Below are 19,591 nucleotides of genomic sequence, written 5' to 3' on the forward strand. Positions count from 1 at the left end.
GTATTAGGCACGCCGCCAGCGTTCATCCTGAGCCAGGATCAAACTCTCCAATAAAGTTAGTTTGTCTAGCATCTAAAATAAAAATTGACGTTTCACGTTGTTTGTTTCGTTCAGTTTTCAAAGAACTACTTGGTCACTCATTTGCGACTCCCTTATGTTAACATCTTCGTTTTTCGATGTCAACTAAGTTTTTCAATTTCTTTTTTGTCGTTTTCTGCGTTTCCGCATCAGCGACGGTTATTAATATATCATGCAGAAAAATGAAATGCAACACCTTTTATAAACTTTTTTTAAATTAACTACATTTCTTTTTTAATATCATATACTTAAACGAAATATCTCTTTCATTTCTAAGAGATTCCTACATATATTCTATATAAAGTCACTCTATCCAAAAACGTTTCTTTCTATAATAAACGTTTTATTTATATACGATACCATACAAGGAGGAATATATATGGACTATACCGATTTATTAATCAAACTAGGTCTCTCGGCTATTTTAGGGTTCGCCATCGGTTTAGAGCGCGAATTAAAACGTAAACCACTTGGTTTAAAAACGTGTTTAGTTATTTCTATCATTAGTTGCCTCCTGACCATTGTTTCTATTAAAGCAGCTTATAATTTACCACATACTGATCATATGAATATGGACCCACTTCGACTTGCCGCTCAAATTGTATCAGGGATTGGTTTTTTAGGTGCCGGTGTTATTTTACGTAGAGGAAACGATAGTATTGCCGGATTAACAACTGCTGCTATGATTTGGGGCGCATCTGGTATTGGTATTGCTGTTGGAGCTGGATTCTATATCGAAGCGATTTTCGGAATGTGTTTCCTTATGATTAGCGTTGAACTTATACCATTAACAATGAAATTTGTAGGGCCTAGATCATTTCGTCAACGTGATATCGCAGTAAAACTTGTTGTGCGAAATATGGACAATATCCCGGTTGTAATTGAAGAAATAAAAGAAATGGATATAAAAGTGAAGAATATGAAGCTTAAAACATTGGAGAATGGCTCGCACTATTTGCACCTTAAATTATGTATCGATCAAAAAAGACATACTGCTGATGTTTACTATGCTCTCCAGCATCTTGAAAGTGTTCAACAAACTGAAGTGGAAAGTATATAACGTAAAACAAACTCTCTTTTAAATTAGAGAGTTTTTCTTTTTTCTATAATGGCAACAATGAATGTAGTCCTGCAAAGTAAGGAGGAATAGGCAATTGAAATCCCGTCCGAATTTAGTAGATACATTTCGTGATTCCATTATTTTTCGTTTAATTTGCTTTATTGTTATACTTACTGCTTTTTCCGGCTTTCTTATACATAGATTAGAACCATCACACTTTACCACATGGTTTGATGGAATTTGGTGGTCAATCGTTACAATTTTCACTGTTGGCTATGGTGACTTTGCCCCTCATACACTAATCGGGAAACTTATCGGTATGAGTATTATTTTATTAGGAACTGGATTTTGCTCTTATTATATGGTGCTGTTTGCTACTGAAATGATTAATAAACAATATATGAAAATTAAAGGAGAAGAAGCTGCGACTTCTAACGGTCATATGATTATTGTCGGCTGGAATGAACGAGCAAAACATGTTGTAAAACAAATGCACGTACTACAACCAAACCTTGATATCGTTTTAATTGATGAAACACTTTCTTTACTGCCAAAACCATTTCATCATTTAGAATTTATAAAGGGGTGCCCCCATCACGACCAAACGTTATTAAAAGCTAATATTACAACGGCACACACCATATTAATAACAGCCGATAAAGAAAAAAATGAAAGCTTAGCGGATACACAGTCCATTTTAAATATTTTAACTGCAAAAGGGCTCAACCCAAACATTCACTGCATCGCTGAACTTCTTACTTCTGAACAAATACAAAATGCAACGAGAGCTGGCGTGTCAGAAATTATAGAAGGAAATAAATTAACGAGCTATGTATTTACCGCTTCTCTTTTATTCCCTTCCATTTCAGGTGTACTATTTTCACTTTACGACGAAATCTCTGATAATAAATTACAACTGATGGAGCTTCCTATGTCCTGCACCGGACAAACTTTTGCGAATTGTAGCTATACTCTTTTAAAGCAAAACATTCTCTTACTAGGTATAAAGCGCGACGAACAATATATGATTAATCCAGTTCATTCCTTTGTTCTCATTGAAAGCGACATACTCATTGTTATTCACCATTAGTAAAATGACGCTCTAATTCTTGCATGAGCACTTTCCCAATATTGATATATTTTCTTTTTACATCTCCATCTGGATCTTTCGGCTCAGCAAATTGATCCATTCCACTCGTTCCAGCTGTTAAAGTATTTACATGATCATCTAGTTCGTCTTGATATACGTGCGAAAGAATATACGGCGTTCCAAGACGAACTATTACGCCTGGTACATCTAGTTCTCCATCAATAGCTGTAAATGGCACTCGCAGAAATTGATAGCCATCTTCTTCATCAATTTTATAATCAAAGCATCCTTTATCATAATCCCAATTGCCACCAATGCTATATCCGAGTGGCTTCATTATTTCTTCTAACTTATATAACGCATATGTACGTCCTTCTAAATTTGAATGAATCGGAATCAAGTCCATCCCTCCTAGACTTTTTCTTTAGCATACCCACTCTAGTTTGAATATACTGATGGACTTTTCGATGAAATAATAAAAAGCGGCCGGATCCGGCCGCTTTTTATTATTTTAAACGCTCTTCTAATTCTGCTTTTAATTCTTCAAATCCTGGTTTACCAAGTAAAGCAAACATGTTTTTCTTGTATGCTTCTACTCCTGGTTGGTCAAATGGATTTACGCCTAATAAGTAGCCGCTCATCGCACATGCTTTTTCGAAGAAGTATACAAGGTAACCAAATGTGTACTCATTTAATTCAGGAATATTTACGATTAAGTTTGGTACTCCGCCATCGCTATGTGCAAGTAGTGTACCTTCGTATGCTTTCGTGTTTACGAAGTCTACAGTTTCACCAGCAAGGTAATTTAATCCATCTAAATCGTTTTCTTCTGATTCGATTGTTAGTTCATGTGTAGGTTTACCTACTTTTAGCACTGTTTCAAATAAGTCACGACGACCTTCTTGAACGTATTGACCTAATGAATGTAAGTCAGTTGAGAAGTTTGCTGAAGATGGGAAAATACCTTTTTGATCTTTTCCTTCACTTTCACCAAATAACTGTTTCCACCACTCAGCGAAGTATTGAAGTGCTGGCTCATAGTTAACAAGCATTTCAATTGTTTTTCCTTTATTGTATAGAGCGTTACGAACTACTGCGTATTGGTAAGCTGGGTTTTCTTCTAGTTCTGATGTACCGAAGTCCTCACGACCAGCAGCTGCACCTTTCATCATCTCTTCAATATTTAAGCCACTCACTGCGATTGGCAATAAACCAACTGGCGTTAATACAGAGAAACGTCCTCCAACATCATCTGGAATAACGAACGTTTCGTAACCTTCATTATCAGCTAATGTTTTTAATGCACCACGCGCTTTATCTGTCGTTGCATAAATACGTTTGCGAGCTTCTTCTTTTCCATACTTTTCTTCTAATAACTTACGGAAAATACGGAATGCTAGTGCTGGCTCTGTTGTTGTACCTGATTTGGAAATAACGTTAATAGAGAAGTCTTTACCTTCTAGTACATCCATTAAATCTTTCATGTAAGTGGAGCTAATGTTTTGTCCAACAAATAGCACTTGTGGAGTTTTACGTTGTTCTTTAGAAAGTGTGTTGTAGAAAGAATGGTTTAACATTTCAATTGCTGCACGTGCTCCTAGGTAAGAACCACCGATACCTACAACAAGTAAAATGTCAGAGTCATTTTTAATTTTTTCTGCGCATTTTTGAATGCGAGCAAATTCTTCTTTGTCATATTGAAGCGGAAGGTCTACCCACCCAAGGAAATCGTTCCCAGCTCCAGTTTTTTCGTGGATTGCGTGATGTGTTACTTTCACTGCATCACGTAAATAAGTGATTTCATGTTCACCGATGAAGGATAACGCTTTAGAATAGTCGAACGTTACATGTGTACTCATCTTTTTCCCTCCAATTATGGATATGTATTTCTGTATTCACTTTAGCGAAACTGAAGTTGTAAATCAAGCGATTCACCCCTTGTAAACGTAACCAATATATATTTTTTAAAAAAAGTTCATTTTTTGCATAAAAATTCGCATTTTTCGGTATAGATGTATATACATCCTATTTCGAACATTTTTTATGTATAAAAACAACATAACTACCCCATTCTATAAAAGAGTTAATTAACTCATCACTTGCTCATGCTTCACAATTAAGGGGGGCTTTTTCATGAGTACTTTGCAACGTATCGCATTAGTCTTTACTGTAATTGGCGCTGTAAACTGGGGATTAATTGGGTTCTTCCAGTTTGACTTAGTGGCAGCCATTTTCGGTGGACAAAACTCAGCTCTTGCACGTATTATTTACGGCATCGTCGGTATTTCTGGGCTGATCAATCTTGGTTTACTCTTTAAACCATCAGAAAATCTTGGTACTCACCCAGAAACGAACGAAATTCGCTAGTCAGTATGTCCTTACTCACCTTCGACATACGAATATGATTGCATGCAATCATATTTGCAAATATATATCATAAGAAAAAGTAAAAGAGGAACGCTCATATGCGCTCCTCTTTTACTTTGTTAACTCAGACTCTTCAATCCATTCTGTTAGCTTTTCTCGCAGCGTATTAAATCCGTCCTTAGATGGATTCGGTATAAGAATCCGTCCTTGTTTTCTTTTCGCCGCTTTTAACGATAAACTCATTTTTCTGTGTTCTTCATCAATTGAAAGTACTTTTACTTCTACTGTATCGCCGACTTTTAAAAAGTCATGAATATCCTTTACATATCCATTTGTAATTTCAGATATATGCACAAGTCCTTGTGTTTCTGCATCTAACGCTACAAATGCACCGTAATCTTGAATCCCAGTCACTTTCCCTGTTACAACCACTCCTGTTGTATATTGTTCTGACATATGAAACACTCCCATACGTTTACCATTTTCTCTACAATTGTAGATAGCAAAGCAGATGATTTATTGTTAAATATCCGATTAGTTAATACGTACCGTAAGTAAAGCTACTCAGGATACGCATACCTTATATTAGTAAATTATACCACTATGACAGAGCTCATTCAAAATTCATGAAAAAATTTCCTTAAGTAAGTATAATTCTCCAATATTAGGATAGAATACTAACACATGGCTTTCTAGTATTCCCCCCCTTTTATGGACAAAACGTATTGTGTTTTGTCCTTTTTTTATTCTCTATAAACCGTTCCATTCTCTTCATTGCTTCCATAAGCTGTTCAAGCGATGTTGCATACGAACAACGAATAAACCCTTCGCCACTTTCGCCAAATACACTTCCAGGTACAACAGCCACTTTTTCTTCTAATAATAACTGTTCTGCAAATTCCGCTGAAGATAGTCCAGTTGAAGAGATTGAAGGAAAGACATAAAATGCTCCGCCCGGCACGTGACACGTTAATCCCATTTCATTGAAAGATGTCGTCATAAAATTACGGCGTTTCTTATAGCTATCTCTCATCCGAATTACTTCATCATTCCCGGCACGTAACGCTTCAAGTGCTGCGAACTGAGACATCGTTGGGGCACACATCATAGAATATTGGTGAATTTTGAGCATTAATTCTGAAAAATGAACAGGAGCTGCAATCATACCAAGACGCCATCCTGTCATTGCAAATCCTTTTGAAAATCCCGAAATTAAAATCGTATGCTCGCGCATATTTTTAATACTCGCGAAACTTGTATATGCTTCGTCGTATACAAGTTCTGCATAAATTTCATCAGATAATACGATTAAATTGTACTTCTCAACAATCACTGCTATTTCTTCAAGCTCGGACTTGTTTAACATTGCACCTGTTGGGTTATTTGGTGAACAAAGTAAAATTGCCTTTGTCTTCGCTGTAATAGCTGCCTCAATTTGTTCTGGTTGTACTTTAAATTCATTTTCTAAAGTAGTCGCCACAGGAACTGGAACGCCTCCAGCTAATGTCACAAGCGGGGCATAAGAAACGAAACTTGGCTCAATAATGAGTACTTCATCATCAGGATTTATAATGGCGCGCATCGCTACATCTAACGCCTGACTTGCTCCAACTGTAACAATGATTTCATCGTTTGGATCATAAGAAACTGCAAATTGTTTTTTTAGATACTTTGCTATTTCTTGACGGAGCTCCAATAATCCTGCATTTGCTGTATATGACGTATATCCTTGTTCTAAAGAACGGATACATGCTTGCCTCACATTCCAAGGTGTAACGAAATCAGGCTCTCCTACTCCAAGCGAAATAACACCTTTCATATTTGCTGCTAAATCGAAAAACTTTCGAATACCAGATGGTTGTAAAGATTCCGCTGCTCTAGATAGTTCAAATTGCTTCATGGTGTCACCACAATTCGCTTATCATCATCGTTTTTTTCATAAATAATTCCCTCATGTTTATACTTCTTCAAAATAAAATGCGTTGTCGTAGAAACGACAGATTCAATTGTTGCTAATTTCTCAGAAACAAACATCGCCACTTCTCCCATTGTCTTTCCTTCTAATGTAATAGAAAGGTCATATGTCCCTGACATTAAATACACAGATTTCACTTCTGAATAACGATAAATTTGCTCAGCAACCGCATCGAACCCAACGCCGTGCTTTGGCGTAACTTTCACATCAATCATTGCCGTTAAACCTGTATGTTCTTTCACCTTCGTCCAATCGATATGTGTTACATAATCCACGATAATCTTTTCCGCTTCTAATTTTTCAACCATTTTCTTTACTTCTTCTACTTCTATATTTAACAGCTTCGCTAATGTATCTACAGATAATCGACTACTTTTTTCAAGACAAGCTAATAATTCTAATTCTTTTTCTGTCACCATATAAATCATCCTTCCTTTTCGTTTGTGTCTAAATTATACAAATAGCCTTTCCAGTTTGAAAAGAAGATTTTTTTAGTGAATTATGTCAAAATAAAGTGAAACTTTAATCCATGGAAAGGTTCACCCCATGGATTATTAGCCCGCTCCAATCGGGCTTTTACGAGCAGTTGATCTCCCACCTCACTTCTTTGTCTCAACCCTCTTTTTAGGTGGGAGTCTTACTGCTCGTTAAAGCGGGGTGAAGTGAAACTTTACTCAGTAGAAAAATGCATGATAAAGCGAAAGGGGATGGAATCGTGAAACCAAAAGTTTATATTGCTGAACCAGTTCCAACATTTGTAGAAAACTATTTATCAGAACACTGTGATTATGAAAAATGGGAGCAAAATGAGAAGGTACCTCGTGATGTTCTACTAGAGAAAATACAAGATAAAGATGGTTTATTAAATTTCGGATCTGCTATTAATGAAGAATTATTGGAGGCGGCTCCTAACTTAAAAGTAGTAAGCAACATTTCTGTCGGTTACGATAATTTTGATTTACAAGCGATGGAAAAGCGCAATGTCATCGGAACAAATACACCTTACGTACTAGATGATACAGTAGCTGACCTCGTTTTTGCTCTTATGTTATCTGCTGGTCGTCGTGTTTGTGAACTCGACTCCTACGTAAAAAATGGTAAATGGAATGCGGAAATTGGAAAAGAGCACTTTGGGCTAGATGTACACCATAGTACAATCGGCATTATCGGTATGGGCCGAATTGGTGAAGCTGTTGCAAAACGAGCGAAATTCGGATTTGATATGGATGTTCTTTATTATAACCGTCGCCGAAAAGAAGAAGCTGAACAAAAATTCGATGCTACATATTGTGATTTACAGACGCTTCTAAAGCAGTCTGACTTTATCGTTCTTCTTACTCCATTAACAGATGAAACGTACCATCTTATCGGAGAAAAGGAATTTTCATTCATGAAAGAAACAGCTATCTTCATTAATGCTTCTCGCGGGAAAACAGTAGATGAAGAAGCGTTAATCGATGCGTTAACAGAAAAGAAAATCTTTGCAGCAGGCATCGATACTTTTACACAAGAGCCGATTCAAAAAGACAATCCGCTCTTATCCTTACAAAATGTTGTGACCTTACCACATATCGGATCTGCAACATTAAAAACTAGGCAACAAATGGCTATGACCGCCGCTGAAAATTTAGTTGCAGCGTTACAAGGAAAAACACCGCCTAATATTGTTCGCGGGTAATACTGAATATACGAAAGGCAAGATGACATCGTCATCTTGCCTTTTTTTGTTAACATATTTTTTTCTGCCTTGGAAATGATATGAACAAAAATCAATGGAGTGACAAAAAATGAATCACGAATCTACTTGTCCTTATTTCACTTTTTCCACTCGCGGCACTACTGTTCATTACGAATTGTATGAACATGAAAATAAAACAGAACGTCCTACTTTCGTACTCGTTCACGGCTTTTTATCTTCCTCATTCAGCTACCGCCGTCTTATTCCTTTATTATCGAAAGAAGGAACAGTCATTGCTCTTGATTTACCACCGTTCGGGAAGAGTGATAAGTCTCATCTATTTAAGTATTCTTATCATAATTTAGCAACGATTATAATCGATTTAATTGAACACTTATCTCTCTCAAACATTGTGCTAGTTGGACATTCTATGGGCGGTCAAATTTCACTTTACGTAAACCGTATACGTCCTGAATTAATTTCAAAGACAATTTTACTATGTAGCTCTAGCTATTTAGCACGCGCAACTTTACCTTTACTGTACTCTTCTTATTTACCGTTCTTTCATTTATACGTAAAGAATTGGATTATACGGCGCGGCATTGTTCATAACTTAATGAATGTCGTTCATGATCATTCATTAATTGACGATGAAATGAAGGCAGGTTACTCTGCTCCTTTTTATGACAACCGTATATTCCCCGCTTTAACTCGTATGATACGAGATCGTGAAGGTGACTTATCTTCAACTGAATTACAAAAAATCGAAACACCTACTCTACTCATTTGGGGTGAAAAAGATCGGGTCGTCCCTGTACATGTAGGTCATCGTCTGCACAAAGATTTACCGAATTCGAAATTTATTTCTTACGAAAACACAGGACATTTACTACCTGAAGAAAAACCGGAACATGTTTATGAAGAAATTATGGCTTTTTCTGCGCAGTAATATAAAAAGGCTGTCGGAAATTCCGACAGCCTACAATGAACAACTTCCGCCTTCTTTTATTATAAGTAATTCCACAGCTAACTTCTCACATTTTTCAAGCGCAGGTACTTCCTCAAAAGACATAAAGTATATATGTTGAATCTTCTTTGCGATGTATTTTGAATCATCAAACACACTTGCGACGTTCACAACATCGCTCGCTTCTGTTTCATAAAACTCCGGTCCCATTTGAAACGGATCCCAATTCTTCACAACCTCTATCATCTTTTCATATGTACCCATTCGCTTCCCGCCTTTTCACTTTTTAATACTTTTCTTTATCCTATCACATCAGCTATTCTATAAGAAGAGAGAGAACTTTCATAACTTAACGGTTTTACAGAAGAAGGGGGCAAACTTATGCAACTATTTCATAAAGCAGTCAATCGCCGTGGAACTCATAGTACAAAATGGGATACATATAAAAACGAAGAACTTATCCACGCGTGGATTGCTGATATGGATTTTGAAGTACCACAACCAATTCAAGCTGCTTTAAAGAAACGTATCGAGCATCCTATTTTCGGCTATACACTTCCTCCCGAAAATATTGGCGATATTATTTGTAACTGGACAAAAAAACAGTACAACTGGGATATTCAAAAAGAGTGGATTGTCTTTAGCGCCGGAATCGTTCCAGCTCTTAGTACGAGCATACAGGCCTTCACAAAGGAAAACGAATCCGTTCTCGTACAACCACCTATTTATCCCCCATTTTTCGAAATGGTCACAACAAACAATAGACAATTATGCGTAAGTCCATTACAGAAACAAAATGATACATATGCGATAGACTTCGAGCATTTAGAAAAGCAATTTCAACAAGGCGTCAAACTTATGCTTCTTTGCAGTCCTCACAACCCGATAGGTCGTGTTTGGACGAAAGAGGAATTAACAAAGCTTGGATCTTTATGTACAAAATATAATGTAATCGTTGTCGCAGATGAAATTCATTCCGATATTATTTATGCAAATCATACACATACACCGTTCGCTTCTTTATCTGAAGAACTAGCAGCGCGCACGATAACTTGTATGGCTCCAAGTAAAACATTTAATATCGCTGGATTACAAGCATCGATTATTATCATTCCAAATGAAAAACTCCGTCAAGCCTTTACATCTATCCAATATAGACAAGGCTTCCACGGATTAAATACATTTGCCTATACAGCGATGGTAAGTGCCTATACAGAATGTAATGATTGGCTAAATGAAATTCGATTATATATAGAAGATAATGCTCAATTTGCTTGTAAATATCTGAAAGATCACATACCTACTCTTTCCGTAACGAAGCCAGAAGGTAGCTTTTTATTATGGATTGATTGCTCTCGCCTACAGCTTTCTCAAAATGAGCGCACTAAATTGCTCGAAGAAAAAGGAAAAATTATTGTTGAGCCTGGTGAGAAATACGGATTAGGCGGCGAAGAACATATTCGAATTAACATCGGCTGTCCAAGGTCTGTTTTAGAAGAAATTTTAAATAGGCTGCGCCATACGTTTTCATAATAAGAAAGGAGACTGTTTGGGACAGCCTCCTTTGTCAACTTTTGTCGGTAAGTCGATATATTTTAAAAATCGCCGATATATTTTGAGTTACGGTCGATATATTCCAATAATCGCCGATATATTTTAAGTTACAGTCGATATATTCCAATAATCGCTGATATATTTTCACTTACACTACACAAAAAAGCTACCGCGCACGGTAGCTTTTACTTTTTCTTCATATCCGACGCTTTTTTTACAATAACACCACAAGCAATTCGATCACCTGATTTACCTGTCGGTTGTGTCATGCCATCATCAGCGTTTTCTGTAATAATAATAGACGCTCCATCTTTTCTATGAATCGTCGTTTTTCCTTCTTCAAGCGTTATATGCGGCGCATCAATTTCTGCTTTAATCTTTCCAGAACCATCTGCAATTACGTTCGGTAAATCACCGTTTTCTGCACCCTTCGGATTGAGTAGTCCATGCTTTTTATCATCTGGATTAAAATGATTTCCAGCTGATTCAAAACGAGGTGCTTTACACTCTCCAATTTCGTGTACATGTAGTCCGTGCGGGCCAGGTGCGAAACCTTCCCCTTTAATCGTAATTTTCACTCCGCTTGTTTGCTGAGTTACTTTTGCAGTCCCCACTTCATCACCTGAAGCATTATGTAATTTCACTTCAATTTCTTTCGGCTTTCCTTGGTCACAACCTGCCATCAGAAATAGTAAACAACAACTGAAAAAAAGCCGTTTTTTCATTTTATTCCCTCCAAAATACATTCTGCCCTTAGATTGTCCGAGCATAGAGGGAAACATACAAAAATGAGTTACTGTTTCTTTTCAGCTAACAGCTTTTCTTCAACTTTCTGTAATCGCTCTGCTTCTCGTTTTGATACACGAACGAACATACGCCACGTAGCAATCGCACCGATAATAAATAGAACACAAACAATCCCTGGAATAATATATTCTGTTTTATCTTCCGGAAAGTATAAAGGCATCATAACGAACACTCCTTAATTATAGGATTCGAAAAACATCAGAATTTTCTGTTATATACATTTAAATTATAGTTGAACCTATCCATATTCTCAAGGGGCGTTCCGAAAGCGAATGATTTCTTTGACTCCTTCTCCTACTTTCCTTACTATAAACTTGAGGTGAAAAATATGAGAGAAACATTTGAAATTGGCGAAATCGTTACTGGTATTTATAAAACGGGAAAATACATTGGCGAGGTTACAAATAGCCGCCCTGGCAGTTACGTCGTAAAAGTATTAGCTGTTTTAAAACATCCGGTGCAAGGTGACTTACATAACGTAAAACAAGCTGACGTACCATTTTTCCACGAAAGACGTGCTTTAGCTTTTCGTGAACAGACGAACATTCCAGAGCAAATGGTGAAGAAATATGAAGGAGAAATTCCAGATTACACAGATTCACTCAAATTAGCATTAGAAACTCAAATGAATTCATTTTCTGAAGATGATTCACCTTTTGCGGTTCGTAGTCTAGAAACATTAGAACAGTTAAAAAAGGACTACAAACTTTAAAAAAACAAAACGACCAAATTACATACTGTGCAATTTGGTCGTTACTGTGTACTCACTTTCTTTAACACTTTTGAAAAATCAACGAGTTCCCCTAATGTTGGAGGTGCTGGTTTCACTAAATACTCTTTATCTTTTTCTACTAATTTAAAAATATTATACGTCGTCATCGCATCATCTAGCGCACAATGATGCTTACCCGTCCCTACTTTTCCATACGCTTCAATCGCTTTCCACAATCCTGTTTGATTTCTCTCACCAAAAAACTTCTTATACTCAAGTGATAAATCACGACACTGTCCTTGGAAAGGAAAATCTACTCCCGCTTTTTCACAATTATGCTTCAACACTTTCATATCCATATTTCCCCACGTAACAATGGTCGGTTTACATCTCTTTTCATATTCTGCAAGTTTTTCAACGAGTTCTGGAAACGAAATTCCTTTATCTACGACTTCTTGTTTAATCCCTAAAAACTTCTTACATCGATCCGTTAAAGAAGGAAAAGTCTTCGGCCTAACATGAGCTGAATACGTATCTTCTACCTTACAGCCAACAACCGAAACGAGTCCTACCTCAATAATCTCCGGGAAAAATCCTTTTGGTTTTTTTCTGTGCTGGGGCATCGTAAACTCAAAATCCAAAAATAAAAATTGTTGTTCATTCATACGATCCCTTCCTTATCATCTTTGTCATTCCTTTCTATTTGACACTCCTACACGAACAAGCTCGAATGCTAATTCCATTTTAAATATTCAGATTGGATGTATCTTATATATATGTCAAATGCCCGCAAATATTTTTAAAAATAAGAAAAAGTAACCTTTGCAGAAAATATAACAAAATAAACCCTTTCATTTACATCCGACATTTTTCTACTTTATAATGACGTTATGTGTGTTTCATCTAGTTAATTTTTGACACACTAAGAAAAGTGAATGAAAGGAGATGAGAGTTTTGCACGAAACAACGCAAGAGCTCGCAAACTGGCAGTATTATTTTGCTATCGCAGTCTTTTTAATTACATATGCCATTATTATTTCTGAAAAAATTAATCGCGCTGTCATCGCACTTCTTGGCGCAGCACTCATGGTAATTATGGGGGTCGTTGATTTACACAACGCCTTTACGAAACATATTGAATGGGGGACGATTACACTACTCATCGGTATGATGATTTTGGTGAACATTACGAGTAAATCGGGTGTCTTCCAATACGTTGCCATTAAAGCGGCAAAAGGAGCGCAAGGAAATCCAATTAAAATTTTAATTTCCCTTTCCTTACTTACTGCGCTTGGTTCCGCGTTTTTAGATAACGTTACAACTGTACTTCTTGTTGTTCCAGTTACTTTATCTATTACGCGCATACTGCAAGTAAATCCTGTCCCTTATTTACTTTCTGAAATTATTTTTTCAAACATTGGGGGAACAGCAACATTAATTGGTGATCCACCTAACATTATGATTGGTTCTGCCAATAAGCATTTAGATTTCAATGCTTTCTTACTAAACTTAGCGCCAATCGTAATTATTATCATTGGTGTGACAGCGACAATACTTTACTTCATGTACCGCAAACAATTAATCGCTGATCCTGTACAAGTTAAAAAATTAATGAGTTTAGATGAAAAGCAATACATTAAAGATCCAGTATTAATGAAAAAATCTTTAACAGTACTTGGACTTACAATTGTAGGTTTCATGACTCATTCCATTTTCCACGTTGATGCAGCTATCATCGCTTTAACTGGTGCTACTGTACTTATGTTAATCGGTGTGAAAGAACATGAAATTGAAGAAGTATTCGCAAGTGTAGAATGGGTAACAATCTTCTTCTTCGCAGGACTATTCGTACTCGTTGGAGGACTTATCGACATCGGTCTTATTAAAATGTTAGCTCAAAAAGTAATTGGCATAACAGGCGGAGATATTTCTTACGCATCTATCCTTATTTTATGGGTATCTGGTATCGCCTCTGCAACAATTGATAACATTCCATTCGTTGCAACAATGATTCCTCTTATTAACGATATGGCTGTCGGATTAGGTTTATCACCTGCTGACGCACAAATCGACGTATTATGGTGGGCATTAGCATTAGGTGCTTGTCTGGGCGGAAACGGAACATTAATCGGCGCTTCTGCTAACGTAATTGTCGCAGGTATCGCAAGCCGCGAAGGACATAAATTTAGCTACATGGACTTCTTAAAAGTCGGTTTCCCAATTATGATCGTTTCATTAATCATTTCTCATATTTATATTTATGTACGCTACCTTATGTAGCACAAAAAGCGCTCTGATAACCAGGGCGCTTTTTTCATTACACATATTTAAATTAAACTTACTCATTATACCTCACCGGCTCATTTCGAATGATAAACAAGTGAATCGGCAAGAACACTGAAAATGTAATTACATGAATAATCGTAAATAATATAGAGTTCGTTCCATATCTGTCTAAAATAGCGTAGATAAGATAAATAGACAACACAATGGATACAGCTGTTGCTATTAAATATAAAATTGGTACGAAATTAAAAATGAAACATGCGACATATATGCCGAATACTTTCCATCCTGCTTCTTCTTTCAAGAAATCGGGTAATTTATCTTTCGCTAAATCACCCCATATTTTACTATTTAAAAAAGGAATAAATGCTAGAACTCCATCCGTTGCACCGTCATTTTTCGCCATCGTATACAGTGCAAAAGCCGTTAACAAATACGCAATAACTGCCCAAATCAATATAACAAGAATAAACGCAAAACTAAGAGCAAAGAAACCTGCTAGTAAGCCTTGATCTTCCATCTTATCCTCTCCTCTCTACTCTCAACATATTTCATTGCATTGCAAGTTATGTTTTAAAATTCAACCAAACTCTCTGTATAATAATAGGAGTAAGATAATAAGAGAGGAGAACAACCGATGCATCCATTTGTAAAAACATTACAAGAGCATTTCATAGCTCACAAAAATCCGGAAAAAGCAGAACCGATGGCACGTTATATGAAAAATCACTTCCCATTTCTCGGTATTCAAACACCTGAAAGAAGACAATTATTAAAAGACGTCATCCAAATACATACTCTCCCAGATCCAAAAGACTTCCAAATTATCGTACGTGAGCTGTGGGATTTACCAGAACGAGAATTTCAGGCAGCCGCACTCGATATGATGCAAAAATATAAAAAGTATATAAACGAAACGCATATTCCCTTCTTAGAAGAACTTATTGTAACAAAATCTTGGTGGGACACTGTCGATAGCATCGTCCCTACATTTTTAGGCGATATTTTTTTACAACATCCCGGATTGATTTCTGCCTATATTCCAAAATGGATTGCATCAGATAACATATGGTTACAACGCGCCGCTATTTTATTCCAGCTAAAATATAAACAAAAGATGGATGAAGAACTTCTTTTTTGGGTTATTGGACAACTACATTCTTCGAAAGAATTTTTCATTCAAAAAGCGATTGGATGGGTCCTTCGTGAATATGCAAAAACAAAGCCCGATGTCGTTTGGGAATACGTGCAAAATAACGAGCTTGCTCCACTCAGCAGGCGTGAAGCAATTAAGCACATTAAAGAAAATTACGGAATAAATAACGAAAAAATAGGCGAGACTCTATCATAGATAGACGCGTTCCTCTATTGAGATTTAAAAAAGAACGTGTTAGAATATGTTCATTATTATTAATATAAGTAGCGATGACGGACTTATAAGTACTTGCACAAAAAGCGATTCAGGGATAGTGAAAGCCTGAAGCCGCAAGGAAACGGCAGTCTCGAGCAATACGTGATAAAGTGGATGCACCTTTTGTGTATCAACTAGGGTGGAACCGCGGGCAAACGCTCGTCCCTAGGCAATTAAGCCTTGGGATGAGCGTTTTTTTATGTTTTTCAAAGCATATACTGCTCGTTTCACAAGTTACCTGAGCACGTCATCGCCAATACGTTAACTTTCAAAAGGAGGATTTTATTATGTATTCAATGGAACAAGTAGTAAACTTAGCGAAACATCGCGGTTTTGTTTTCCCTGGTTCTGAAATTTACGGTGGTCTTGCAAACACTTGGGATTACGGTCCACTTGGAATCGAATTAAAAAATAACGTTAAAAAAGCTTGGTGGAAAAAATTCATTCAAGAATCTCCATACAACGTTGGTTTAGACGCAGCTATTTTAATGAACCCAAAAACTTGGATTGCTTCTGGTCACGTTGGTAACTTCAACGATCCAATGATCGACTGTAAAAAATGTAAAGCGCGTCACCGTGCTGACAAATTAATTGAAGATGCATTAGATGCAAAAGGCATCGAAATGGTTGTTGATGGTCTTACTTTCGACCAAATGGCTGACTTAATGAAAGAACATGAAGTAAAATGTCCTGATTGCGGTAGTGAAGAATTCACTGAAATCCGTCAGTTCAACTTAATGTTCAAAACATTCCAAGGTGTTACAGAGTCTAGCACAAACGAAATCTTCCTTCGTCCAGAAACAGCACAAGGTATTTTCGTAAACTTCAAAAACGTACAACGCTCTATGCGTAAAAAACTTCCATTTGGTATTGGCCAAATCGGTAAGAGCTTCCGTAACGAAATCACGCCTGGTAACTTCACATTCCGTACACGTGAATTCGAACAAATGGAACTTGAATTCTTCTGTAAGCCTGGTGAAGATTTAGAGTGGTTCGCATTCTGGCGTGAAACTTGTAAGAACTGGTTACTTTCACTTGGTATGACTGAAGAAAGCATGCGTCTTCGTGACCACGGTGAAGAGGAATTATCTCATTACAGTAACGCAACAACTGACATTGAATTCAAATTCCCATTCGGTTGGGGCGAACTATGGGGCGTTGCATCTCGTACAGACTTCGATTTAAAACGTCACATGGAACACTCTAACGAAGACTTTAACTATATTGATCCACAAACGAATGAGCGTTACGTACCGTACTGCATCGAGCCATCTTTAGGTGCTGACCGCGTAACATTAGCGTTCTTATGTGATGCATATGAAGAAGAGCAATTAGAAAACGATTCTCGTACAGTTCTTCGTTTCCACCCTGCTTTAGCACCATACAAAGCAGCGATCTTACCATTATCTAAAAAGCTATCTGAAGGTGCTACTGAAGTATTTGCAGAACTAGCTAAAGACTTCATGGTAGACTTTGACGAAACTGGTTCTATCGGTAAACGTTACCGTCGTCAAGACGAAATCGGTACACCATTCTGTATCACTTATGACTTCGACTCAGTTGAAGACAAAGCTGTTACAGTACGTGACCGTGACACAATGGAACAAGTGCGTATGCCAATTAGCGAACTAAAAGGTTTCTTAGAGAAGAAAATCCAGTTCTAATTATAAGAAAAAGAGGCTGCTCATTAGAGCAGCCTCTTTTTTTACTTTTCACGTTTTTCTTTAATTGCTACTGTACATCTTGAAATACATAATAAATCGTCATTCTCATCAATGATACGTACATCCCAAACCATCGTTGAGTTTCCTCTATGTATCGGTGTTCCGATTGCTGTTACAATTCCATCTTTCTTTGAGCGAATATGGTTTGCATTAATTTCTAGACCGAAGCAAATACATTTCTCTTGATCAATTAAATTGTATGAACCGACGCTTGCTACTGTTTCCGCCAACGCAAGAGATGCACCACCATGTAAAAAACCAAACGGCTGATGTGTACGTTCATCAACAGGCATCGTAGCAACTACCTTATCTTCTGTCATCTCTAACAACTCAATTCCAAGCGAATCCATTAAAGTTTTTGCCATATCGTTTCCCCCTTCTCTCACTTTAATTAAATGTATAATTTTACCTATTTACTTTCAAACTACGTATAACACTTATATAAGGAGGTTTCACCTAAATGAAACAGAAATTTTTTATACTATCGCTTATGTTCTCCTTGCTGACTATTGTACCAAATTGTGCACTAGCAGCCAAAGCATCCAACCTGACAATCGATGTTCAGACTGTCACGCAAAAAGGTAAGAAACCTTATATAGAATATCAAATCAATAGGCCTTCGTTTCATAACTTTTCCGATTCTAAGTTTCAAAATAAGCTAAATTCCTATTACAAAAAATCTACTGATAAATTTAAAACAAAATTAGAAAAAGACGCAAAAAAATATTATAAAGAAACAGAAGGATCTAGTACACCATTTCATCCGTACGTGGCGAATGTTGATTATAAAGTCTCCTTAAATAAATCACCTTTGCTCAGCCTATATTTGAATTACTATCAATATACAGGCGGAGCACACGGTCTTTATACGTGGAAGGCTAACACATTTGATTTAAAAGAAAAAAAGTTACTACACTTAGACGATTTATTTCAACAAGAAGATACATATAAAGACGTAATTCGTGCTGAGATTGTAAGACAAATTAAACAAAATGAAAGTATTTATTTTCCTGATGCAACTGAAAAAGTCATGAGCACGAAAAAGTTTCACTTCTTTTTAGAACCGAACAATCTCGTCATTTATTTCCCTTTATATGAAATTGCGCCTTATTCAAGCGGCATTCCACAATTTCGTATTCCATATACGTTGCTAAGAGAGTATTTGAAGCCTTCTTATCAAAATATTTTAATTGACAACAAGTAAATCGCTACGATAATGTTAACTTAAAAACAACAGGAGGTTAACATTATGAGGAGATTTCATGTTTTAGATTTAGCATTAGCCGCCATGTTCGTCGCTCTTATGGCCATTGGTGCAAATATTGTATCTTGGGCACCATTCCTGCAAGTAGCGGGCATCCCATTATCTATGCAACCATTTTTCGCAATTTTAGCAGGGCTTCTTCTTGGAAGTAGACTTGGTGCATTATCAATGACTGTTTACATGCTAGTTGGAGTAGCAGGTGCACCAATCTTCGCTAACTTCAAAGCTGGATTTGGAGCACTTTTAGATCCTACTGGTGGCTTTATTATCGCATTTATTATCGTTGCTTACGTATCAGGAAAACTCGTAGAACAAAAGGAAAAACCAACATTTCGTACATTTGCAACTGCCTCTTTCACAGGAATCATTTTAACTTATATTATCGGTACTACTTACATGTACGGGGCAGTCAATCTCTTTATGGGCGGTAATATGAGCTATAAAGCTGCTTGGATGATTATGATGTGGTTTGCAGTAAAAGATATTGCATTTACAATTATCGGTGCTATTATCGCACCTCGCATATACTATGCTGTGCGTCGTTCTGCTTATCAGCATTCTCATTCGACGATTTCATAAGAAAAAGGAGTTGTTCCTACTGGAACAACTCCTTTTTTA

Annotated in this window: 23 protein-coding genes; 12 read left to right on the forward strand and 11 right to left on the reverse strand. The window is 36.8% G+C overall.

What is annotated here, in order from left to right; translation table 11 throughout:
• Window positions 1-457 precede the first annotated feature (457 nt).
• Both ACTFR9_RS15920 and ACTFR9_RS15925 read left to right on the forward strand, forming a co-directional pair.
• On the forward strand, window positions 458-1,138 hold the full coding sequence (locus ACTFR9_RS15920; RefSeq protein WP_046198668.1) for an MgtC/SapB family protein: 681 nt from the start codon (window positions 458-460) through the stop codon (window positions 1,136-1,138).
• 94 nt (window positions 1,139-1,232) lie between these two features.
• Complete coding sequence (locus ACTFR9_RS15925; RefSeq protein WP_000842328.1) at window positions 1,233-2,228, forward strand: potassium channel family protein; 996 nt, start codon at window positions 1,233-1,235, stop codon at window positions 2,226-2,228.
• On the opposite strand, the gene ACTFR9_RS15930 is transcribed toward ACTFR9_RS15925, so the two are convergent.
• On the reverse strand, window positions 2,215-2,628 hold the full coding sequence (locus ACTFR9_RS15930) for a YugN-like family protein (protein WP_000612285.1): 414 nt from the start codon (window positions 2,626-2,628) through the stop codon (window positions 2,215-2,217). The two genes, ACTFR9_RS15925 and ACTFR9_RS15930, sit on opposite strands and share 14 nt — an antisense overlap.
• Window positions 2,629-2,734: 106 nt before the next feature.
• On the reverse strand, window positions 2,735-4,087 hold the full coding sequence (locus ACTFR9_RS15935) for a glucose-6-phosphate isomerase (protein WP_000103660.1): 1,353 nt from the start codon (window positions 4,085-4,087) through the stop codon (window positions 2,735-2,737).
• Between the two features lie 274 nt (window positions 4,088-4,361).
• Between ACTFR9_RS15935 and ACTFR9_RS15940 the strand changes: the two genes are divergently transcribed.
• Entirely contained in the window at window positions 4,362-4,595 is a 234-nt protein-coding gene (locus ACTFR9_RS15940) for a DUF378 domain-containing protein (protein WP_000105788.1), read from the forward strand.
• A 111-nt stretch (window positions 4,596-4,706) separates the two neighbouring features.
• Here ACTFR9_RS15940 and yugI read toward each other — a convergent pair whose 3' ends face one another.
• The 3 genes from yugI to ACTFR9_RS15955 form a co-directional block, all read right to left on the reverse strand.
• Window positions 4,707-5,051 carry a S1 domain-containing post-transcriptional regulator GSP13 gene (yugI, locus tag ACTFR9_RS15945; protein WP_000003767.1) on the reverse strand — a complete coding sequence of 115 codons (345 nt, stop codon included), beginning with the start codon at window positions 5,049-5,051 and terminating at the stop codon, window positions 4,707-4,709.
• 253 nt (window positions 5,052-5,304) lie between these two features.
• Entirely contained in the window at window positions 5,305-6,495 is a 1,191-nt protein-coding gene (locus ACTFR9_RS15950) for an aminotransferase (protein ID WP_000808515.1), read from the reverse strand.
• Window positions 6,492-6,989, reverse strand: coding sequence for an Lrp/AsnC family transcriptional regulator (locus ACTFR9_RS15955; protein WP_000255699.1), 498 nt, complete (start codon window positions 6,987-6,989; stop codon window positions 6,492-6,494). The genes ACTFR9_RS15950 and ACTFR9_RS15955 overlap by 4 nt, the downstream gene beginning before the upstream one ends.
• Before the next feature lie 266 nt (window positions 6,990-7,255).
• Between ACTFR9_RS15955 and ACTFR9_RS15960 the strand changes: the two genes are divergently transcribed.
• Both ACTFR9_RS15960 and ACTFR9_RS15965 read left to right on the forward strand, forming a co-directional pair.
• The gene (locus ACTFR9_RS15960) at window positions 7,256-8,248 is read left to right on the forward strand and encodes a 2-hydroxyacid dehydrogenase (RefSeq protein ID WP_000543730.1); all 993 of its coding nucleotides are present in this window, start codon (window positions 7,256-7,258) and stop codon (window positions 8,246-8,248) included.
• A 109-nt stretch (window positions 8,249-8,357) separates the two neighbouring features.
• Window positions 8,358-9,197, forward strand: a complete 840-nt coding sequence (locus tag ACTFR9_RS15965; protein WP_001015188.1) for an alpha/beta fold hydrolase — start codon at window positions 8,358-8,360, stop codon at window positions 9,195-9,197.
• Between the two features lie 30 nt (window positions 9,198-9,227).
• Here ACTFR9_RS15965 and ACTFR9_RS15970 read toward each other — a convergent pair whose 3' ends face one another.
• On the reverse strand, window positions 9,228-9,479 hold the full coding sequence (locus tag ACTFR9_RS15970; protein WP_000537634.1) for a DUF1871 family protein: 252 nt from the start codon (window positions 9,477-9,479) through the stop codon (window positions 9,228-9,230).
• A gap of 117 nt (window positions 9,480-9,596) precedes the next feature.
• Here ACTFR9_RS15970 and ACTFR9_RS15975 point away from each other — a divergent pair, with 117 nt between their 5' ends.
• The gene (locus ACTFR9_RS15975; RefSeq protein ID WP_001175833.1) at window positions 9,597-10,748 is read left to right on the forward strand and encodes a MalY/PatB family protein; all 1,152 of its coding nucleotides are present in this window, start codon (window positions 9,597-9,599) and stop codon (window positions 10,746-10,748) included.
• 206 nt (window positions 10,749-10,954) lie between these two features.
• Here ACTFR9_RS15975 and sodC read toward each other — a convergent pair whose 3' ends face one another.
• Together sodC and ACTFR9_RS15985 are read right to left on the reverse strand one after the other, a co-directional pair.
• A complete protein-coding gene (sodC, locus tag ACTFR9_RS15980) occupies window positions 10,955-11,494 on the reverse strand; it encodes a superoxide dismutase [Cu-Zn] (protein WP_000746515.1) in 540 nt (179 codons plus the stop codon).
• A gap of 68 nt (window positions 11,495-11,562) precedes the next feature.
• Window positions 11,563-11,739 carry a hypothetical protein gene (locus tag ACTFR9_RS15985; protein WP_000982760.1) on the reverse strand — a complete coding sequence of 59 codons (177 nt, stop codon included), beginning with the start codon at window positions 11,737-11,739 and terminating at the stop codon, window positions 11,563-11,565.
• A gap of 165 nt (window positions 11,740-11,904) precedes the next feature.
• Here ACTFR9_RS15985 and ACTFR9_RS15990 point away from each other — a divergent pair, with 165 nt between their 5' ends.
• Complete coding sequence (locus ACTFR9_RS15990) at window positions 11,905-12,288, forward strand: kinase-associated lipoprotein B (protein WP_001209341.1); 384 nt, start codon at window positions 11,905-11,907, stop codon at window positions 12,286-12,288.
• A 41-nt stretch (window positions 12,289-12,329) separates the two neighbouring features.
• Here ACTFR9_RS15990 and kapD read toward each other — a convergent pair whose 3' ends face one another.
• Window positions 12,330-12,953, reverse strand: coding sequence for a 3'-5' exonuclease KapD (kapD, locus tag ACTFR9_RS15995; protein ID WP_001005369.1), 624 nt, complete (start codon window positions 12,951-12,953; stop codon window positions 12,330-12,332).
• 289 nt (window positions 12,954-13,242) lie between these two features.
• On the opposite strand from kapD, the gene ACTFR9_RS16000 reads away from it, so the two are divergent.
• Entirely contained in the window at window positions 13,243-14,568 is a 1,326-nt protein-coding gene (locus ACTFR9_RS16000) for an ArsB/NhaD family transporter (protein WP_000545225.1), read from the forward strand.
• A 58-nt stretch (window positions 14,569-14,626) separates the two neighbouring features.
• On the opposite strand, the gene ACTFR9_RS16005 is transcribed toward ACTFR9_RS16000, so the two are convergent.
• Window positions 14,627-15,094, reverse strand: coding sequence for a hypothetical protein (locus ACTFR9_RS16005; RefSeq protein ID WP_000390057.1), 468 nt, complete (start codon window positions 15,092-15,094; stop codon window positions 14,627-14,629).
• Between the two features lie 117 nt (window positions 15,095-15,211).
• Here ACTFR9_RS16005 and ACTFR9_RS16010 point away from each other — a divergent pair, with 117 nt between their 5' ends.
• The gene (locus ACTFR9_RS16010) at window positions 15,212-15,925 is read left to right on the forward strand and encodes a DNA alkylation repair protein (protein WP_000553332.1); all 714 of its coding nucleotides are present in this window, start codon (window positions 15,212-15,214) and stop codon (window positions 15,923-15,925) included.
• 347 nt (window positions 15,926-16,272) lie between these two features.
• On the forward strand, window positions 16,273-17,649 hold the full coding sequence (locus tag ACTFR9_RS16015) for a glycine--tRNA ligase (protein WP_000287154.1): 1,377 nt from the start codon (window positions 16,273-16,275) through the stop codon (window positions 17,647-17,649).
• A gap of 41 nt (window positions 17,650-17,690) precedes the next feature.
• Here the strand turns inward: ACTFR9_RS16015 and ACTFR9_RS16020 are convergent, their stop codons facing one another.
• Window positions 17,691-18,074, reverse strand: coding sequence for a hotdog fold thioesterase (locus ACTFR9_RS16020; RefSeq protein WP_001140608.1), 384 nt, complete (start codon window positions 18,072-18,074; stop codon window positions 17,691-17,693).
• A 95-nt stretch (window positions 18,075-18,169) separates the two neighbouring features.
• Between ACTFR9_RS16020 and ACTFR9_RS16025 the strand changes: the two genes are divergently transcribed.
• Window positions 18,170-18,913 (forward strand): DUF3298 and DUF4163 domain-containing protein, encoded by a 744-nt coding sequence (locus ACTFR9_RS16025; protein ID WP_000810360.1) that lies wholly within the window; start codon window positions 18,170-18,172, stop codon window positions 18,911-18,913.
• A 45-nt stretch (window positions 18,914-18,958) separates the two neighbouring features.
• Window positions 18,959-19,552 (forward strand): biotin transporter BioY, encoded by a 594-nt coding sequence (locus ACTFR9_RS16030; RefSeq protein WP_001252157.1) that lies wholly within the window; start codon window positions 18,959-18,961, stop codon window positions 19,550-19,552.
• Window positions 19,553-19,591 lie beyond the last annotated feature (39 nt).

The organism is Bacillus cereus group sp. MYBK222-1, assembly GCF_051916425.1.
GTDB lineage: Bacteria > Bacillota > Bacilli > Bacillales > Bacillaceae_G > Bacillus_A > Bacillus_A paranthracis.

Bases quoted from the DNA above. Each gene is read 5' to 3' on its own strand.
- ACTFR9_RS15920 (WP_046198668.1), top strand. From the start codon at position 458: ATGGACTATACCGATTTATTAATCAAACTAGGTCTCTCGGCTATTTTA.
- ACTFR9_RS15935 (WP_000103660.1), bottom strand. From the start codon at position 4,087: ATGAGTACACATGTAACGTTCGACTATTCTAAAGCGTTATCCTTCATC.
- ACTFR9_RS15940 (WP_000105788.1), top strand. From the start codon at position 4,362: ATGAGTACTTTGCAACGTATCGCATTAGTCTTTACTGTAATTGGCGCT.
- yugI (WP_000003767.1), bottom strand. From the start codon at position 5,051: ATGTCAGAACAATATACAACAGGAGTGGTTGTAACAGGGAAAGTGACT.
- ACTFR9_RS15950 (WP_000808515.1), bottom strand. From the start codon at position 6,495: ATGAAGCAATTTGAACTATCTAGAGCAGCGGAATCTTTACAACCATCT.
- ACTFR9_RS15955 (WP_000255699.1), bottom strand. From the start codon at position 6,989: ATGGTGACAGAAAAAGAATTAGAATTATTAGCTTGTCTTGAAAAAAGT.
- ACTFR9_RS15960 (WP_000543730.1), top strand. From the start codon at position 7,256: ATGCATGATAAAGCGAAAGGGGATGGAATCGTGAAACCAAAAGTTTAT.
- ACTFR9_RS15965 (WP_001015188.1), top strand. From the start codon at position 8,358: ATGAATCACGAATCTACTTGTCCTTATTTCACTTTTTCCACTCGCGGC.
- ACTFR9_RS15970 (WP_000537634.1), bottom strand. From the start codon at position 9,479: ATGGGTACATATGAAAAGATGATAGAGGTTGTGAAGAATTGGGATCCG.
- ACTFR9_RS15975 (WP_001175833.1), top strand. From the start codon at position 9,597: ATGCAACTATTTCATAAAGCAGTCAATCGCCGTGGAACTCATAGTACA.
- sodC (WP_000746515.1), bottom strand. From the start codon at position 11,494: ATGAAAAAACGGCTTTTTTTCAGTTGTTGTTTACTATTTCTGATGGCA.
- ACTFR9_RS15985 (WP_000982760.1), bottom strand. From the start codon at position 11,739: ATGATGCCTTTATACTTTCCGGAAGATAAAACAGAATATATTATTCCA.
- ACTFR9_RS15990 (WP_001209341.1), top strand. From the start codon at position 11,905: ATGAGAGAAACATTTGAAATTGGCGAAATCGTTACTGGTATTTATAAA.
- kapD (WP_001005369.1), bottom strand. From the start codon at position 12,953: ATGAATGAACAACAATTTTTATTTTTGGATTTTGAGTTTACGATGCCC.
- ACTFR9_RS16005 (WP_000390057.1), bottom strand. From the start codon at position 15,094: ATGGAAGATCAAGGCTTACTAGCAGGTTTCTTTGCTCTTAGTTTTGCG.
- ACTFR9_RS16010 (WP_000553332.1), top strand. From the start codon at position 15,212: ATGCATCCATTTGTAAAAACATTACAAGAGCATTTCATAGCTCACAAA.
- ACTFR9_RS16015 (WP_000287154.1), top strand. From the start codon at position 16,273: ATGTATTCAATGGAACAAGTAGTAAACTTAGCGAAACATCGCGGTTTT.
- ACTFR9_RS16020 (WP_001140608.1), bottom strand. From the start codon at position 18,074: ATGGCAAAAACTTTAATGGATTCGCTTGGAATTGAGTTGTTAGAGATG.
- ACTFR9_RS16025 (WP_000810360.1), top strand. From the start codon at position 18,170: ATGAAACAGAAATTTTTTATACTATCGCTTATGTTCTCCTTGCTGACT.
- ACTFR9_RS16030 (WP_001252157.1), top strand. From the start codon at position 18,959: ATGAGGAGATTTCATGTTTTAGATTTAGCATTAGCCGCCATGTTCGTC.